The 17,587-nt window shown below is 55.6% G+C and carries 15 protein-coding genes, 1 pseudogene and 1 riboswitch; of the genes and pseudogenes, 13 read left to right on the top strand and 3 right to left on the bottom strand.

Going from position 1 to position 17,587, the window contains the following annotated elements:
• Positions 1-52: 52 nt before the first annotated feature.
• Positions 53-511 (bottom strand): homoprotocatechuate degradation operon regulator HpaR, encoded by a 459-nt coding sequence (hpaR, locus tag ACZ9IU_RS27470; protein WP_040124752.1) that lies wholly within the window; start codon positions 509-511, stop codon positions 53-55.
• Between the two features lie 120 nt (positions 512-631).
• Here hpaR and ACZ9IU_RS27465 point away from each other — a divergent pair, with 120 nt between their 5' ends.
• The 7 genes from ACZ9IU_RS27465 to hpaI all read left to right on the top strand — a co-directional run bounded on the left by ACZ9IU_RS27465 (position 632) and on the right by hpaI (position 7,730).
• Positions 632-1,021, top strand: a complete 390-nt coding sequence (locus tag ACZ9IU_RS27465) for a 5-carboxymethyl-2-hydroxymuconate Delta-isomerase (protein WP_040124754.1) — start codon at positions 632-634, stop codon at positions 1,019-1,021.
• Between the two features lie 56 nt (positions 1,022-1,077).
• The gene (gene hpaE / locus ACZ9IU_RS27460; protein ID WP_040124756.1) at positions 1,078-2,595 is read left to right on the top strand and encodes a 5-carboxymethyl-2-hydroxymuconate semialdehyde dehydrogenase; all 1,518 of its coding nucleotides are present in this window, start codon (positions 1,078-1,080) and stop codon (positions 2,593-2,595) included.
• A 99-nt stretch (positions 2,596-2,694) separates the two neighbouring features.
• On the top strand, positions 2,695-3,675 hold the full coding sequence (gene hpaD, locus ACZ9IU_RS27455) for a 3,4-dihydroxyphenylacetate 2,3-dioxygenase (RefSeq protein WP_040124758.1): 981 nt from the start codon (positions 2,695-2,697) through the stop codon (positions 3,673-3,675).
• 82 nt (positions 3,676-3,757) lie between these two features.
• Positions 3,758-5,224 (top strand): NADP-dependent succinate-semialdehyde dehydrogenase, encoded by a 1,467-nt coding sequence (gabD, locus tag ACZ9IU_RS27450; protein WP_040124759.1) that lies wholly within the window; start codon positions 3,758-3,760, stop codon positions 5,222-5,224.
• A 12-nt stretch (positions 5,225-5,236) separates the two neighbouring features.
• The gene (locus ACZ9IU_RS27445; RefSeq protein WP_040124760.1) at positions 5,237-6,106 is read left to right on the top strand and encodes a fumarylacetoacetate hydrolase family protein; all 870 of its coding nucleotides are present in this window, start codon (positions 5,237-5,239) and stop codon (positions 6,104-6,106) included.
• Between the two features lies 1 nt (position 6,107).
• Positions 6,108-6,911 (top strand): 2-oxo-hept-4-ene-1,7-dioate hydratase, encoded by an 804-nt coding sequence (gene hpaH / locus ACZ9IU_RS27440; protein WP_040124762.1) that lies wholly within the window; start codon positions 6,108-6,110, stop codon positions 6,909-6,911.
• A 9-nt stretch (positions 6,912-6,920) separates the two neighbouring features.
• Positions 6,921-7,730, top strand: a complete 810-nt coding sequence (gene hpaI, locus ACZ9IU_RS27435; RefSeq protein ID WP_040124765.1) for a 4-hydroxy-2-oxoheptanedioate aldolase — start codon at positions 6,921-6,923, stop codon at positions 7,728-7,730.
• Between the two features lie 359 nt (positions 7,731-8,089).
• Here the strand turns inward: hpaI and ACZ9IU_RS27430 are convergent, their stop codons facing one another.
• Positions 8,090-8,578: an Lrp/AsnC family transcriptional regulator gene (locus ACZ9IU_RS27430; RefSeq protein WP_040124767.1), complete on the bottom strand. Its 489-nt coding sequence runs from the start codon at positions 8,576-8,578 to the stop codon at positions 8,090-8,092.
• 133 nt (positions 8,579-8,711) lie between these two features.
• On the opposite strand from ACZ9IU_RS27430, the gene ACZ9IU_RS27425 reads away from it, so the two are divergent.
• From ACZ9IU_RS27425 to ACZ9IU_RS27405, 5 genes and pseudogenes are all read left to right on the top strand, one after another.
• The gene (locus ACZ9IU_RS27425; protein ID WP_040124769.1) at positions 8,712-9,899 is read left to right on the top strand and encodes an amino acid aminotransferase; all 1,188 of its coding nucleotides are present in this window, start codon (positions 8,712-8,714) and stop codon (positions 9,897-9,899) included.
• 31 nt (positions 9,900-9,930) lie between these two features.
• Positions 9,931-11,559 carry a thiamine pyrophosphate-dependent enzyme gene (locus ACZ9IU_RS27420; protein WP_040125773.1) on the top strand — a complete coding sequence of 543 codons (1,629 nt, stop codon included), beginning with the start codon at positions 9,931-9,933 and terminating at the stop codon, positions 11,557-11,559.
• A 24-nt stretch (positions 11,560-11,583) separates the two neighbouring features.
• Positions 11,584-12,113 (top strand): annotated as a pseudogene (locus ACZ9IU_RS27415) (Glu/Leu/Phe/Val family dehydrogenase); the annotation flags it as partial.
• A 110-nt stretch (positions 12,114-12,223) separates the two neighbouring features.
• A complete protein-coding gene (locus tag ACZ9IU_RS27410; RefSeq protein ID WP_051900457.1) occupies positions 12,224-13,519 on the top strand; it encodes an NAD(P)/FAD-dependent oxidoreductase in 1,296 nt (431 codons plus the stop codon).
• 153 nt (positions 13,520-13,672) lie between these two features.
• Positions 13,673-14,674 (top strand): IS30 family transposase, encoded by a 1,002-nt coding sequence (locus tag ACZ9IU_RS27405; protein WP_038543027.1) that lies wholly within the window; start codon positions 13,673-13,675, stop codon positions 14,672-14,674.
• Positions 14,675-15,225: 551 nt separating this feature from the next.
• Here ACZ9IU_RS27405 and ACZ9IU_RS27400 read toward each other — a convergent pair.
• Complete coding sequence (locus tag ACZ9IU_RS27400) at positions 15,226-15,807, bottom strand: helix-turn-helix domain-containing protein (RefSeq protein ID WP_244447610.1); 582 nt, start codon at positions 15,805-15,807, stop codon at positions 15,226-15,228.
• Positions 15,808-15,897: 90 nt separating this feature from the next.
• Positions 15,898-15,988: riboswitch (glycine riboswitch) on the top strand.
• A gap of 385 nt (positions 15,989-16,373) precedes the next feature.
• Here ACZ9IU_RS27400 and ACZ9IU_RS27395 point away from each other — a divergent pair.
• Complete coding sequence (locus ACZ9IU_RS27395; protein WP_040124770.1) at positions 16,374-17,576, top strand: glycine C-acetyltransferase; 1,203 nt, start codon at positions 16,374-16,376, stop codon at positions 17,574-17,576.
• Positions 17,577-17,587: the final 11 nt, after the last annotated feature.

Raw genomic sequence — 17,587 nt, 5'->3', positions numbered from 1 at the left:
GTACTAAACATGTTAAGTAAATTAGCGAAAGAACGCAAGGGCGCAAACTCGACTAACGCGTCGTCGCCTTGTCCGTGACCTCGTTAAGCAGTGCAATCAGGGCTTCGATCTTGTCGTGGCCAATGCGAAGCTCAAGCTCTTCATAAATTTTAAGACTTTCGGGCCGCACTTCTTCGAGGAGCTCAGCACCTGCGTCATCAATCCGGACAAGCAGACGTCGGCCATCCGCAGCATCCTTCGTCGTCCTGATCAGCTTACGGTCCTCAAGCGCCTTGATCATCCTTGTCAGGCTGGGGGCAAGGAGAGCTGCACCTTGCGCCAATTCGGTGGCATCGATCTGCCCGCGTTCACTCAAGAGCCGCAGCACACGCCATTGCTGCTCCGTCACATTGTGCTGCGCAAGCATCGGTCGAAAATGGCCCATCACTGCTTCTCGCGCCTTCAACAGTGCGATTGGGAGTGCCTGGCGGGTGCTACGCAGAAGGCGAGGGTGATTTTTATCCTGATCCATATGAGGTGAATAAGTGAGAATTTACCGGCCCGTCAATATTCGATCAGGCCGAGATCACCCGACAGTGGGTTGACAAACACTCAATAATTGTTAACGTGTTAAGTATCGGAGGAGCGATAAATGCCACATTTCGTCATTGAAGGATCCGCGAACCTGAAACCGCGCGTCGATTTCAAATCGCTGTGTGAGGTCGTTCATAAAGCGATCCTCGACAGTGGGCTGTTCGAACGTGGCGCGGTTCGCGTCCGAGTTCTGCTTAGCGATGACTATGCGATCGCTGACCTCGACGAGCGCAATTCTTTCATCGACATGAGCTTTCGCATTGGCGCGGGCAGATCTTCAGAAGAAAAGAAGCGTGTTGGCAACGCGATCATGGCAGTCGTCAAGGCCGAGCTGCTGGACCTTTTCAGCGAGCCACATTTTGCCCTCTCCCTTGAGGTGCGCGAGATAGATCCAGCCCTAAGCTGGAAAGACAATGCAATGCATGCGCGCCTTCGGGCGGGGACTTAGAAAACACCATTGAACATTGGCTGAGCGAATGCTGCTGCATTCGAGATGGAGATCTCATGACGAATTTTGAAGACAACAAGAAAAAGGCCGATGCCTATCTTGCCCGGTTTCGCGCCGGCGGCGTCCTCAACCACATTGCCGGAGAGGCTGTCCCTGCTTTAGATGGTGCCACGTTCGAAACAATCTCGCCCGTCGACTTGCAGCCTCTGGCGCAGGTCGCCCATGGCAAAGCGGCAGACATCGATCGTGCCGCCAAAGCCGCATCCGAGGCATTTCCCGCCTGGGCGGCAATGCCTGGTGACGCTCGCAAGGCGCTCCTGCACAAGATCGCTGACGCGATCGTTGCCCGCGCCGAGGAGATCGCCTTCGTTGAGTGCATGGACACCGGACAGTCCCTGAAATTCATGGCGAAGGCGGCACTACGTGGCGCAGAGAACTTTCGTTTCTTCGCAGACCGAGCACCAGAAGCAAGAGACGGCAGATCGATCCGTATTCCAGGCCAGGTAAACGTAACAACGCGGAACCCCATAGGCCCGGTCGGTGTGATCACGCCTTGGAACACGCCTTTCATGCTATCCACCTGGAAGATTGCACCGGCCTTGGCGGCCGGTTGCACGATCGTCCATAAGCCGGCGGAATTCTCGCCGCTGACAGCACGCCTGCTGGTCGAGATTGCCGAAAGCGCCGGCCTTCCCAAAGGTGTTTGGAACCTCGTCAATGGTTTGGGAGAGGACGCCGGTAAAGCGCTGACAGAACATCCATTGATCAAGGCGATCGGTTTTGTTGGCGAAAGCCGGACGGGCTCAATGATCATGAAGCAGGGTGCCGACACGCTCAAGCGCGTCCACTTCGAACTCGGTGGCAAAAACCCGGTCATTGTTTTCGCTGACGCTGATCTGGAGCGAGCGGCGGATGCTGCCGTATTCATGATCTATTCGCTCAACGGCGAACGCTGCACGTCCTCATCCCGATTGCTGGTCGAGGACAGCATCTACGGCAAGTTCACTGAAATGGTTGCCGAGAGGGCCAAACGTATCAAGGTCGGTCACCCGCTCGATCCGCAGACGGTCGTCGGACCTCTGATTCACCCTGTCCATGAACGCAAAGTGTTGGAATACGTCGAGATCGGCAAAGCCGAAGGCGCAACTGTCGCCGCCGGTGGCTATAAGGTCGATGGACCGGGAGGCGGATGCTATGTCGCTCCTACGCTCTTTACCAGTGCCGATAATGGAATGCGGATCGCCCAGGAAGAGATCTTTGGTCCGGTTCTGACCGCAATCCCGTTCAAGGACGAAGCGGATGCTTTGAAGATTGCCAACGATGTCCAGTACGGTTTGACCGGTTATCTTTGGACTTCCGATGTCACGCGCGCTTTCAGGCTGACCGACCAGCTCGAGGCTGGCATGATCTGGGTCAATTCAGAGAATGTCCGCCACCTGCCGACCCCGTTCGGCGGCGTCAAGAATTCCGGTATCGGCCGCGACGGTGGAGACTGGTCGTTCGATTTCTACATGGAAACCAAGAACATCGCTTTCGCCACGACTGCCCATGCCATCCAGAAATTGGGCGGCTGACGGGATTTCGCGACACTCTGGCCGCGTCAACAAAAGACGCGGCCGCTTCGTAACAACAAAGCGCCGAACACGGGCTGTTTCGGCCCCGAGGAGGAAACCATGCCGCTCCCGCAATTCAATCTCTATCCAGCGTTCAACACAGTTCGGCTTAGCCATGTCGAATTCCTTGTTAAGGATCTCGCTGCCAGCCGTGCCTTCTATGTGGACATGCTCGGCCTTCAGGTCACAGACGAAGATTCTGATACTGTCTACCTGCGTGCCATGGAAGAACGCGGCCATCACTGCATGGTGCTCAAGAAGAGCGATACTTCGGCAATCAGTTACCTCGCCTTGAAGGTCTATTCCGAGGAAGATCTCGACAAAGCCAAGGCCTATTTCGATACAGAAGGCCATAAGACGGCATGGGTGGAGCGCCCTTTCCAGGGACGCACCCTGCGCACCCATGACAACTTCGGCATCCCGCTTGAATTTTACTTCAAAATGGATCGCCTGACGCCCATCCATCAAAAGTACGCGCTTTATCACGGGGTCAAACCACTCCGGATCGACCACTTCAACTGCTTCACGCCAGACGTTGACGCATCCGTTGCCTTTTACAACGACATCGGTTTCCGTGTTACCGAATACACCGAGGATGCGGAAAGCAAAAAACTATTTGCCGCCTGGTTGCATCGCAAGGGTGGCGTCCACGACATGGCGTTCACAAATGGTGTCGGCCCGCGACTGCATCACACAGCATTCTGGGTTCCAACACCTTTGAACATCATCGATCTCCTCGATCTTATGTCAACCACTGGATACCTCGCAAACATCGAACGGGGTCCAGGCCGTCACGGCATCTCTAATGCATTTTTCCTCTACATCCTTGATCCGGACGGCCACCGCATCGAGATTTACTGCTCGGACTACCAGACTGTCGATCCCGATCTCGAGCCGATCAAATGGGACCTGAAGGATCCACAGCGTCAGACATTGTGGGGGGCACCTGCGCCGAGGTCTTGGTTCGAACACGGCAGTTTGTTCACCGACCTTCCAACCCAGGAGCCGCTTCTAAAGGCTCAACCGATCATCGCGCCCTGATCTCGTTGCGAACACAGACGGCGAGGGACATTGGCAAGTCCCTGTGTCCCTTTTCTCTTAGCCCACACGGAGTGACCAAGCGATGCACCCGAAAGACCCAACGTTATTCCGCCAGGCCGCTTACATTGGTGGCGACTGGATCGAAGCAAACGATACGGATGCCATTGCGGTCACAAACCCCGCAACTGGTGAGAAGATCGGCTCCGTTCCCAAGCTGGGGGCGGCAGAAGCACGTGCGGCGATCGCGCATGCCGAAGAAACGCAGAAGGAATGGGCAGCGCGAACCGCGAAGGAGCGTAGCGTAATCCTGCGCAAGTGGTTTGAGTTGATAATGTCCAACCAGGATGACTTGGCGCACATTCTCACACTCGAACAGGGAAAGCCGCTCCTCGAAGCAAAGGGTGAGATCGCCTATGGGGCAAGTTTCATCGAGTGGTTCGCCGAAGAAGCCAGACGCATCAACGGCGACATTATATCCGGCCATCAGCGAGACAAACGCATTCTGGTGATGAAGCAGCCGATTGGCGTCGTCGCGGCCATCACGCCGTGGAATTTTCCGAACGCGATGATTACACGAAAAGCTGGCCCGGCGCTCGCAGCCGGATGTGCAATGGTATTGAAACCCGCTGCTCAGACGCCATTTTCCGCGATCGCTTTGGCGGTACTGGGGGAGCGGGCAGGATTGCCGGCAGGATTGTTCAACGTGATCACCGGTTCATCTCGCGAAATCGGCGCCGAGATGACCTCAAATCCCATCGTACGTAAACTCACATTCACTGGGTCGACGGAAGTTGGTGCCGAACTTTACCGTCAGTCTGCTCCCACGATCAAAAAACTTGGTCTGGAGCTGGGCGGCAATGCGCCCTTCATCGTGTTCGATGATGCAGATCTCGACGCAGCCGTCGAAGGCGCCTTGATCGCGAAGTTCAGGAACAATGGTCAGACTTGCGTTTGCGCCAATCGCCTGTACGTCCAGGATACGGTCTATGACGCGTTCGCTGAAAAGCTGGCCAAAGCCGTTAGTAAGCTTCGGACCGGAAACGGGTTCGAGGAGGGTGTTGCGCTCGGACCCTTGATCGATGAAGCGGCTCTCAAGAAAGTCGAAGAGCACGTTCAGGATGCCGTATCGAAGGGCGCAATCGTCATTCAAGGCGGAAAAGCGCATGAACTTGGCGGCACCTTCTACGAAGCGACTGTTCTCACAGGCGTCACGCAAGATATGGCCGTGGCATCCGAAGAAACCTTCGGGCCTATCGCGCCGCTCTTTCGCTTCGAGAACGAGACTGATGTGGTTGAAAAGGCGAACGACACGGAATTCGGTCTCGCTTCCTATTTCTACGCGAAGGATCTGTCGCGGGTGTTTCGAGTTGCCGAGGCCCTCGAATATGGAATGGTTGGCGTGAATACCGGCCTGATATCCACTGCTGAAGCACCGTTCGGCGGCGTAAAGTCGTCCGGGCTAGGCCGTGAAGGCTCCAAATACGGCATCGATGACTACCTCGAGCTCAAATACGTATGCCTTGGTGGCATCACAACAAAAGAACAATAAAGGAAAGTCCGTATGCATCCCCGTTTTGCATCTTTTTCCAATTCCGGTCGCCAGGGTTACGGCCTAATCCGCGAAGATGGCGTGGTGGACCTGTCCGTCAGGATCCGCCCGCGTTTTCCGACCCTGCGCGAAGTTATCGCCGCAGGTGCTTTGGACATGCTGGCCGAGAAAGGTCAATCGGCCCCCGTCGACTATCCCCTGGCTGCGGTTACATTGGGCATTCCAATCCCGTCGCCGGAAAAGATCATCTGCGTCGGCGTCAATTTTCCGGACCGTAACGAGGAATACAAAGATGGGCAGACAGCGCCCACCAATCCGTCGCTGTTTATCCGCTTCCCGCGATCCTTCACGGGTCACGATCAGCCGCTGATCCGGCCACCGGAGAGCCCTCAACTCGATTATGAGGGGGAAATAGTTGTCGTCATCGGAAAAGAAGGCCGACGCATTCCAGAAAGCGAGGCTCTCTCACACATAGCGGCTCTGTCGCTCTGCAACGAAGGGACGCTGCGGGATTGGGTCCGGCACGCCAAGTTCAACGTTACCCAAGGCAAGAATTTCGAGGCCTCGGGCTCGATTGGGCCATGGATAGTTCCTTATACTGACGAAAGTCAGCTAGCGGACATCAAGCTGGAGACGCGGGTCAATGGCGAGGTCCGCCAGAGTGATCGGACCAGTCGAATGATTTTCTCATTCCGGAAGATCATCAATTACGTCTCAACCTTTACGACACTCGTGCCAGGCGACGTGATCGTCTGCGGAACACCTACTGGCGCTGGAGCACGCTTCGATCCGCCAATTTGGTTGAAGCCGGGCGACATCGTTGAGGTCGAGGCCGACGGTATCGGTCTGTTGCGCAACACCATTGCCGACGAGATGATCTGAGATGCTGTCCACCGCAGACATAGAAACAGCTGTTGCCGCGCTGGACGAAGCCGAACGGACTCGCGTTCAGACCGGGCTTTTGTCACTTCAGCATCCGGACATGGTGATGGATGATGCCTATGCGATCCAGTCTGCGTGGGTGAAAAAGAAAGTTTCCGACGGACGTCAGGTGGTGGGCTGGAAAATTGGTATCACATCCAAGGCGATGCAATATGCCCTCAACATCAACATTCCAGACTCAGGGGTCTTGCTGGACGACATGGTCTTTGAGGACAGTTCGGTCGTTCCAAAAGACCGGTTTATTCAGCCGAGGATCGAAGCTGAAATCGCCTTCATCATGAAAGCGCCCCTAAAGGGGCCGAACGTGACCGTCGTCGATGTGCTCAATGCCACCGATTATGTCACTCCAGCCCTCGAAATTCTCGACACGCGGATTCTTCGGGTGGATCCCCAGACGAAGAAAAACCGTAACGTCCTCGATACGATCTCTGACAATGCTGCGAACGCCGGCATCGTAACGGGCGGCCGCGCTGTGCGCCCGGATCAACTGGATATGCGTTGGATGGGTGCCATAGTGTCTCGCAACGCGGAGGTCGAAGAGACTGGGCTTGGCGCGGGCGTCCTCAATCAACCTGCTCGTGGTGTTGCGTGGCTTGCCAATCGGCTGTCGCAATATGGAGACGGAATAGAAGCAGGGCAGGTCGTTCTTGCCGGGTCGTTCATTCGACCGATTGAGGCACGTCATGGAGACACGATCGTAGGCGATTTCGGGCCCTACGGAACTGTAAGCCTGTATTTCGAATAGGGGAAAACCATGCCAGCTCCAACCAACACCTTCAAAAGGGCGCTTCAGGAAAAGCGGCTTCAAACCGGATTTTGGCAAGCTCTGGCAAATCCTTACACGGTCGAAATATCAGCGGACGCCGGCTTCGACTGGCTCCTTCTCGATGCCGAACATGCGCCAAACGACATCCCGCTCCTGGTCGCCCAGTTACAGGCGATGAAAGGTTCAGCCAGTCACGCGGTTATCAGGCCGCCAATCGGCGAGACATACATCATAAAACAGCTGCTCGACATCGGCGCGCAAACACTCCTGATCCCGATGGTTGACAGCAAAGAGGTCGCCGAGAATTTGGTAAAGGCCGTGTCTTATCCCCCGCGCGGGGTCCGGGGCGTTGGTGCAGCGCTGGCTCGTGCCTCACGCTTCAACCGGATTCCGGACTACCTCCAGACGGCAAACGACGAAATCTGTCTCTTGCTTCAGATCGAAAGCCGCGCAGGTTTGGCCGCGCTAGATGAAATCGCATCGATCGACGGCGTCGACGGCGTGTTCATCGGCCCGGCTGATCTCGCAGCTGACATGGGCTATCTTGGTAAGCCGGGAGCCCCGGAAGTCCAAGAAGAAGTTGAGAAGGCTCTCTTGCGCATCCAGTCCCATGGAAAAGCTGCAGGAATCTTGACCGCCGATCTGTCGCTTGCCAGGCGCTACGTCGATCTCGGTGCAACATTCGTTGCCATTGGAAATGATGTCACTTTATTTGCGAACGCCACGACACGGCTGATTGAGGAATTCGGTCGTACCGCTTCCAGCCCCGGTACTGCGAGCTCAGGCAGCGTATACTGATGTCATATCTGGGAAAAACCAGGGCAGACCGTGTACGCGCCCGGCAAGACTGGTGGGTATGTTACTTTCTGGCGGTCCTCGGGTCGGTCACCCTTACGATATGCTCGCTCATCCTGGCCTATCGTCCGGATGCTTTATCCGTAGCGACCGCTCCCGCGGTCGTTGGGATGATTTTTGTAGCGAGTGCGTTCACCAAATTCGAGCTTGAAGCGTCGGTTTGGTGGAGAAGTCGCTATATTCGTCTGACAGCTTCAGTTGGAGGAATGGTCATAGCCTCAGGTTCCGTCATTGCAATCGTCGACCGAGCCGCGATATCGAAGGTAGCCGATAGCCTGCTTTTGGCGTTGTAGTTGATCCCGCTAGGTCTGAATAATCTGCAACGGGAGTTCGGTACTCTTCTTAAGGGTCCGTAGCACGATGCTGGAGGTGACCGACGCCAGTCCACCCGTCACCTTGATCATACGCTCCAAAAAGATGCTGAGGTGGTCAAGATCGCTGGCCACAATCTTCATCAGGAAATCCGCATCGCCCGTCTGGGAGTAGCATTCCAGGATCTCTGGCGCCGTTTCGATGAAGCGGTGCAGTTGAGCATTCCCTTCCTCTGTGTGGGACCGAAGGCTAACCAGCGTGTGCGCAACAACGGAAAAGCCGAGTTTTTCCGGGTTCAAAATCGCTACAACGTTCTGGATCAGACCCTCGCTTCTCAGCCGGTCAAGCCGCCGCGAGCATTGAGCTGCTGACAGATTGACGACTTGCGACAGTTCAGTCTGTGTCAGCTCAGCATTGCTTTGAATAGCCGCGAGAAGACGGATATCGAATTGATCTAGGGTATGTAACTTTGAGGTCATGTCAAAATATCTGCATAATTTGCGGAAAGTCGGTGATTTTCATGTAAGATAATATCTCTATATGCTGAAAATTGCAAACATACCTCACTAAAGCGCCTGTAGGCTTGCGCCACGTTCTTAGGAGGTAGACAACATGTTTGAGAAACTCACTGCGCAACCAGCCGACAGCCTACTTGCGCTCATCAAAGCGTTTCAGGCCGATCCCAGAGGCTACAAAGTCGACCTCGGCGTCGGCGTCTACAGAGACGAACAAGGGCGAACACCGGTCATGCGGGCCGTCAAGCTCGCTGAAAGGCAGCTGCTCGAGACCCAGGACAGCAAGCGCTATCTCGGGCCGGAAGGGGACCTGAATTTCGTCAATCTCCTGAAACCGATTATTGTCGGCGCAAATCATTATGCCGGCAAGGTTGTAGGCATTCAGACGCCAGGTGGAAGCGGCGCTCTGCGACTGGGCGCTGAACTTATCGCCTCAGCCACACCCGGTGCGAAGGTCTGGCTTGGCACACCCAGCTGGCCCAATCATGCTCCGATTTTCGAGTCGGCGCGCTTGACCGTCAAAGACTATCGTTTCGTCGACCTTGCCAAGCAGCAAATCGACTTCGATCGTGTTCTGGAGGCTCTCGACGCGGCCGAGACTGGTGATGTGATCCTTCTACACGGCTGCTGCCACAACCCAACTGGCATTGATTTTGATATCGGCCAGTGGGAGCAGATCGCTGCAAAGCTCGTCGAGCGCAAGCTCCTTCCCTTTATCGATCTTGCCTACCAAGGTCTGGGCAACGGCCTCGAAGCGGACGCGGAGCCAACCCGCCTTATCCTCGAGGCAGTAGACGAAGCGCTTGTTGCCTACTCGTGTGACAAGAATTTTGGTCTTTATCGCGAGCGTGTTGGTGCCCTTTACCTTGTGAGCCGCAATGCGGAGCAGCTCAAAATCGCCGATGGCAACATGGCGTCGTTGGCACGTGTCAACTGGTCGATGCCCCCGGACCACGGCGCTGCCATCGTACGCGTGATTCTGGAGAGCTTGGAGCTTACCCAAATCTGGAAGCAGGAGCTGGTTGAAATGTGTGCTCGGGTCAATGGTAACCGCGCCGCCCTTGCAGCTGCCCATCCGGAACTGAGCTTTATCGCAAACCAGCGAGGGCTCTTCTCGAACCTGGCGATGTCGAAAGACACGGCAGTCGCATTGCGCCACAAACACGGGATCTACGTGGCCGATTCCGGTCGCATGAATTTGGCGGGGATGCAGCCTTCTGATGCGGGCGTGATCGTCAAGGCTCTGTCGGCGGAAGGCACGCTGAGCGCCCGCTCGGCGGCCTGAGCATCCCCAAAAACCAGGTTTGGACATCATCATGAAAAACAAAGAGACCACAGGGCAGGCCATCGCTCGTTCACTCGTCGAAAACGGTGTGGACACTGTCTTCGGCATCCCCGGCGCCCATATGTACGACTTCAACGATGCTCTCTATGAAAAGCGCGACGAGATCCGTTTTATCCATACCCGCCACGAGCAGGGTGCGGGCTACATGGCATACGGTTACGCGAAGTCCACTGGACGCATTGGCGCCTATACGGTTGTGCCTGGTCCAGGTATGCTCAATTCCGGCGCCGCCCTCTGCACTGCCTATGGAGCGAATTCCCCTGTCTTGTGTTTGACGGGCAATATCATGTCGCACTTGATCGGTCAGGGTCGGGGCCAGCTCCACGAGCTGCCCGACCAACTGGCGACCATGCGTGGGATCACGAAGGTCGCAGAGCGGATTGATCATCAGTCCCAGACCGGAACGGTCGTGGCCGAGGTGATCGGAAAAATGCTTTCCGGACGTCAGGGACCCGGAGCGGTCGAGGCGCCTTGGGATGTCTTTGGAATGACAGGCCCGGAGCTCGACCTTCCTGAAACCAGACGCGCCGCGGACCCCCAAGTCAATCCTGACAGTATTCAGGCTGCGGCTGCTATCCTGGCAAACGCCAAGAACCCTCTGATTATGGTGGGCGGCGGCGCTGTTGATGCGGGTGCGGAAGTTGCTGAATTGGCCAAAGCGCTTAAAGCGCCGGTTACGTCCCATCGTTCGGGAAAGGGCGTCGTAAGCGACGAGCATCCCAACTATCTGAATTTTGTCGCCGCGTTCGATTACTGGAAAGATACCGATGTGCTCATCGGTATCGGGAGCCGTCTTGAACTCGAATTCATGCGGTGGAAGTGGCTTCCCAAGAGACTCAAGGTTATCCGGATCGATATCGATCCAACGGAAATGGTCCGGTTGAAGCCGGACGTTGGAATTGTCGCGGACGCAAAGGCGGGCACCGCAGCTTTGACCAAAGCCGTGGGAACATCGGACAGAGCGGCGCGAACTGATGAGTTCGCGGCCCTGAATCGCAACGCGAAAGAACGGTTCTCAGCCGTTCAGCCTCAGGTCGATTATTTGAATGCGATCCGGGAGGCACTGCCGCGCGATGGTTTCTTCGTCGAAGAAGTCAGTCAAATGGGCTTCACCGCCCGGTTTGCCTTCCCCGTCTACGGGCCCCGACAGTATGTGACTTGCGGCTATCAAGACAACCTCGGGTTCGGCTTCAATACCGCCCTCGGTGTCAAGGTCGGCAATCCGGATAAGGCAGTCGTTTCAGTGTCGGGCGATGGTGGTTTCATGTTCGGTGTGCAGGAGCTGGCCACAGCCGTGCAGCATAACATTGCGGTCGTCGCAATCGTGTTCAACAACAATGCCTACGGAAACGTATTACGCGATCAGAAGCAAGCCTATTCCGGCCGGTACATTGGCTCAGACCTTACCAATCCTGATTTCGTAAAACTCGGCGAGAGTTTCGGCGTGAAAACATATCGCGTGTCGTCCCCAGGTGAACTGAAATCGGCTGTCAGCGAGGCTCTGGAGCTGAACGCTCCCGTTCTCATCGAAGTGCCAATCGAGAAGGGATCCGAAGCAAGCCCCTGGCCCTTCATCCATCCCGCACCGCCTACTGCATAAGAAGTCATTCAACTGGATTTCAAAATGACAGACATCTATTCCGGGCCCGTCTTTGAGATGGCGAGGATCCAGTTCAATCGTATTGCTGACCGTCTGGATCTCCCAGACGGTCAGCGCAATCGCCTTCTCTATCCGAAAAGGGCGATAACGATCTCTTGTCCTATCCATCTCGACAGCGGCGAAGTCGCGGTCTTTCAGGGCTATCGCGTCCAACATCACTTGACCCTCGGCCCCACAAAAGGTGGGAGGCGATTTGCAACGAACGTTGATATCGGTGAAGTCGCGGCCTTGGCCGTTTGGATGAGTTGGAAATGCGCGCTTGTCGGACTTCCTCGACAGCTTTCAATTCGTGAGCTGGAAGCTCTGTCGCGCAGGTAGATGCAAGAGATGATTCCTTTTGTAGGCCCGCACATCGATGTGATGGCCCCCGACATGGGAACAAATGAGCAGGTGATGGCGTGGTTCATGGACACGTACTCCATGCACCAAGCAGAACTGTAAGTGAGATCGTCACGGGCAAACCGGTGAGTGCCGGAGGTATCCGGGGGCGGCGATCACAATTGGAGTGCAGCGCATTACCGACGCCAAGCAATCTCGGGGACTCTTTCCTTGACGAGTGACTGAGAAAATAGGGCGATCTTATCCCTCATAAAGCGAGTTCGTAATGATCAGGCGCAACATCGTAATAGTGGGGGCCGGCTTCGGCGGCCTTCAGGTCGCCAAGCAGCTCCGTGGCCTGGAAGTCGACGTGACGATAGTCGATCGGCGAAATCATCATCTTTTTCAGCCGCTTTTATACCAAGTTGCCACGTCGGTCCTAGCAACTTCAGAGATCGCATGGCCAATTCGGCAGATGTTCCGAGGAAGTCCCAATGTACGCACGTTGCTTGGCGAGGTTGTTGGGATCGATCGCAATCAGCAGGTCGTATCATTAGCAGACGGGACTGTTCTTGCCTTCGACACCCTCGTTTTGGCGACTGGTGCGCGGCACATGTACTTCGGTCACGATGAATGGGAAATGCCCGCTCCAGGGCTAAAGACACTTGAAGATGCAACGACTATTCGGCGTCGAATGCTCATGGCTTTCGAAAAAGCAGAGGTCGAACGTGACGAAGAGCGCCGCAATGCACTGCTCACATTCTGCATTGTCGGGGCTGGCCCAACAGGGGTTGAGCTAGCCGGTATGATCGCGGAGCTTGCCCAGCGAACGCTAGTCGATGAATTCCGGGCTATCGATAGTCGAGCAGCTAGAGTCTTGCTTATTGAGGCGGGGTCAAGACTTCTTCCCACGTTTTCGGAGGATCTGTCTTTCTACGCTGAGAAATCCCTGAGCAAGCTGGGCGTCGAAATCCACAAAGGCCACCCAGTCACGGCTTGCACCTCAACCGGCATAAATGTCGGTTCAAGCTTTATCGCTTGCGAAACAATCATTTGGGCAGCGGGTGTGAAAGCATCTGATGCAGCGCAGTGGTTAGGGGTTCCAAACGATCGCGCCGGGCGTGTGATCGTGAAATCTGATCTAACAATTGACGGCGCAACGAACATCTACGTGATCGGCGATACTGCAGCCGTTGTATGGAAAGACGGTGCAAATGTTCCGGCAATCGCGCCGGCTGCGAAGCAGCAGGGATATTACGTAGCTCGGCGCATTCGAGCGGAGTTGTTAGGCAAAGCTTCACGTGATGAGTTCAGGTATCGCCATCTTGGAAATCTGGCCACGATTGGACGCAACTCAGCGGTAATCGAATTTGGTAATCTTAAAATTCGAGGGTGGCTTGCCTGGTGGATCTGGGGCGTCGCCCATATCTATTTCTTGATCGGTACGCGGAGTCGCCTAGCAGTTGCGATGAGTTGGCTCTGGATATCCTTCTCGCGCCAGCACAGTGCTCGCTTAATTACACAACGAGACATCGTTTCTCTCGCTCAGAAGCCAACAAGCAGCGTCAGATCGGTGCCATAGTGGGCGTCGCGTGTATGCATTTGGCCCCAGCCAAAATGTAGTGTTCTGAGTTCCATAATCTATCTTATGCGATTTTTGACTGTAGCGGGGTACATTCTATTTTCAAGTGCGACATGCCAATAACATCAATGGCTTCGCCTTGGAGAAATTTGCATGTCGCCCTGCTATTCGCAACTCACCCTGTCCGACCGCCGCCATCTGTATCAATTAAAGGAACGCAAGCTGCCGGTTGGTGAGATCGCCCGCCAACTCGGCCGTCATCGTTCGACCATATACCGCGAGCTCAGGCGCAACGCGTTTCACGACCGCGAGTTTCCAGAATACACTGGTTACTTCGGCACCATTGCCGACGACATGAGCAAGGAGCGCCGCCGACGGCTGCGCAAGCTCAGACGACATCCACAGCTGCGAGACCTGATTATCGATCGATTGAAGGCCAAATGGTCACCGGAACAGATTGCCGGCCGGCTGTTGATTGACGGGATCAGCCCAGTCAGCATCTGCCCGGAAACGATCTATCGCTTCATCTACTGCAAGGAGGATTATCCGCTTGGCCTTTACGAGCACCTGCCTGAGCGACGTCGCCGACGCTTGCCGCGTGGATCCCGCAAGCCGCGTGGTGGGCTCATCCCGTTTGAGTGCCGGATCTCGCAACGGCCTGATTTTGTTGATGATCGGTCCGAGTTCGGCCATTGGGAAGGCGATCTGCTGATCTTCAAACGCGAGCTTGGCGAGGCCAACATCACTTCGCTCGTCGAGCGCAAGAGCCGCTACACCGTGTTGATCAAGAACCGCAGCCGCCACTCGCGGCCGATCATGGACAAGATCATCAATGCGTTCTCGCCGCTGCCGTCTTTTGCCCGTCGCAGCTTTACCTTCGACCGCGGTACCGAGTTTGCCGGCTTCCGGGCTTTGGAAGACGGGATCGGCGCCAAGAGCTGGTTCTGCGACCCGAACTCACCCTGGCAGAAAGGTGCTGTCGAGAACGCCAACAAGCGGATCCGCCGCTTCCTGCCTGGTAACACCGACCTATCCAACATCACACAGCAACAGCTCGTCGACCTCGGCCATCACCTGAATGCGCAGCCACGCAAATGCCTCGGATACAAAACACCGGCCGAAGTGTTCATCGCCCATTTGCGTGAAACAGGCTGATCCCCTACCCTCCAATCGCGTATGTTGCACTTGGCGTAGATTCTCCATGTCGAGTGTCGCATTTCTAAATGGCTGACACCGCGCTCAGAGTGACATTTTAACTTTGCACAACGGCGGACATTTCAACTTCGCCGCCACATTGACAGTTGGCAATGAGGCAATTACGATTGACACCTTTAACACGCCGCTGTCCTCCCCGCCGTCGCGCGGCCAGGACGTTGATGTTTCGATAAACCCCAAAAGCGTGTTTGTGATGCGAGCTGAATGATGGGTTCTGTTGCAGCGTCTGGTTGCCGACAGTATCGCAAAGAACCCTTTGACTGTTTTCGGAGAGTTTTGATGTTCAAGGGGCCAGTTTGGCGTGAAAACACGAAAGTGCGCATGGTCGTTGGGGGCTGCTTCTTCGCGGGCGAATACGCGCGCCGCGTGGTACGAGACTCATTTCGGCATGGGACGACATCGTCGAATCCATCTGGACGCATCAGGCCGGCACCACCGCCCTTGAGAATCGGTTCGAGTTTGATGGTGTGATCCGCAGGTGGCAGGATCGCTTACCGATAGAGCACAATGAGAAAGCCACAAGCTACCTCATCGCCGATGTTCGAAATATGGTGATGGACATCACCCGCGTAACGCGCCGTCTCGCCTGCAGCGAGGCGAACATGGCTCTCACCGCTTCTGACCTCGAAGCCATCGGTAATGGCGGTGAAATGCTCGGACGTTCCTGGGGCATGCGGCGCGCTATCCAGCTTTCCACCGGGCTCGATATCAACACTGTACCATTCGGACTGACCGGCGAGGCGCGGCGCACTCAAGATCTTCAACCGGCAAAGGTTATCTGCACTCCGTATTTCAGGTGTATGCCCAGCGGACATCACTTCGATCTCCCCGGAGTTTGTCGCCGCACTACTACCGCCAATTAGGTCGGAGAAATCAATCTCGAGCGACTGTGTGAGGCTCCACACCACGGCAAATGTAGGATTGGCCTCTCCGCGCTCGATCTGGCTGAGCATGGATTTCGACACGCCTGAACGAGTGGCAAGTTGCTCCAGGGTCAGCTTACGGCGCTTGCGTTCCTTTTGAACGAGAGGCCCGATTTTCGGAGTGCGGTGAGCCATTCTCTTTTGGACCATGTTAAAAATACCTTCTCTATTCCTCTATATAGGATTGTTCCACTTTATCTACTTTTTTCAGTTGCGCGCACTCAAGCGTAGGCATAGTAACGCAAAAATGCGGGAAAGAGGTAGTCAAAAGAACCTCGCCGAAGGAGCATTTGCCCCGGAAACTCTCAGGCAAGCGGACCGCAATACGAATTCTGAAACTCTGAAAAGAGAAGCAATCGCTCCTACCGACGTTGTAAGCAGTCAGGATCAATTCCGGTCGACCGGTGGAGCGCTCAGGTTAATGACAGAGGGGCAAGGGATCATCGCGAAAGCGGTTATTGTACTATGCCTTTACGGAAAGATCGTATTGCCGTGGTCGGCGGTGGAATCACTGGTGTCACCGGTGCTTATAAACATACCAAAATCAGGCCTTCAGGTGACGCTTTTCGACAAGCATCCTTATGCGGCTAACCAAACTGGTTCCGCATTCCGATCAAATAGCCTGAGAATTTCGCTCGGGACGCATTTTCGGTGATGCGATAGCTTGCAAATTCCAGGATGCCGGAATAAACCTGTATATTGGAAGGAATATTCCCATGGCTAAGAAATTCGACGTTCATCTGCACAACGTTTTGGCTCAGATCGAGGCCGATGGCGTCTATAAACGCGAACGTGTCATCACCAGTCAGCAAGACGGGAGAATATCGATTGGCGGCACGCACCAGAAACGCGAAGTTATCAATCTTTGCGCCAACAATTATCTTGGGCTGGCGAACAATCCGGAGATTATTGACGCCGCCAAAAAGGCGCTTGATGAGTTCGGATTCGGCATGGCCTCGGTCCGTTTCATATGCGGCACGCAAACACTCCATAGGGAGCTTGAGCAGACAATTGCCCGGTATCTTGGAAAGGACGACGCAATTCTGTTTGCAGCCTGCTTCGACGCCAATGGAGGTGTGTTCGAACCATTGCTGGAAGCCGAAGATGCCATCATCTCCGACAGCCTCAATCATGCTTCGATTATCGACGGAGTGCGCCTTTGCAAGGCTAGGCGCTACCGGTTCGCAAATGGAAACATGAATGAACTGGAAGATCGGCTTAAGGAGGCCAACCGGGAAGGTGCTCGTTTCAAGCTGATCGCGACTGACGGCGTGTTTTCGATGGATGGATATGTGGCCGACTTGGTCGCCATCTGCGATCTCGCCGAGCGCTATAATGCGCTGGTGATGGCCGATGACTGCCATGCCACAGGGCATCTCGGCGATGCCGGCCGAGGTACGCCAGCCCTGACAGGCGTCAACCAACGGGTCGATATCGTGACCGGGACACTCGGGAAAAGTCTTGGTGGTGCCATGGGCGGGTTTGTCGCGGCGTCCCAGCCGATCGTCGATCTCCTGCGCCAGAGGTCACGACCTTACCTCTTCTCCAATAGCCTCGCTCCAGCCGTTGCAGCCGGATCGTTGAAGGCGATCGAGATCGCTGAGAAAGCGGACGACCGCCGGCAGATACTCGCCTCCCATGCCGGGCGCTTCCGGGCAGGCATGCAAAAGGCGGGGTTCGACCTGCTGCCCGGGCAGACCCCGATCATTCCGGTCATGCTGCATGAGGCGCGCCTGGCTCAGGATATGGCCCAGGCGCTCGATGAACGTGGGGTCTATGTGGCCGGGTTCTTCTATCCGGTGGTACCCCAGGGCAAGGCGCGAATCAGAACCCAGATGTCTGCGGCGCTGACCGAACAAGACGTCGAGTTCGCGATCGATGCTTTCATCGACGCGGGCAAGTCGTTGGGCGTCATTTGATGTTGAACAGA

This window comes from Mesorhizobium sp. USDA 4132 (assembly GCF_056279545.1).
The sequence above is the reverse complement of the archived record's forward strand: the minus strand, read 5'-3'. Positions and strand labels throughout refer to the sequence as shown.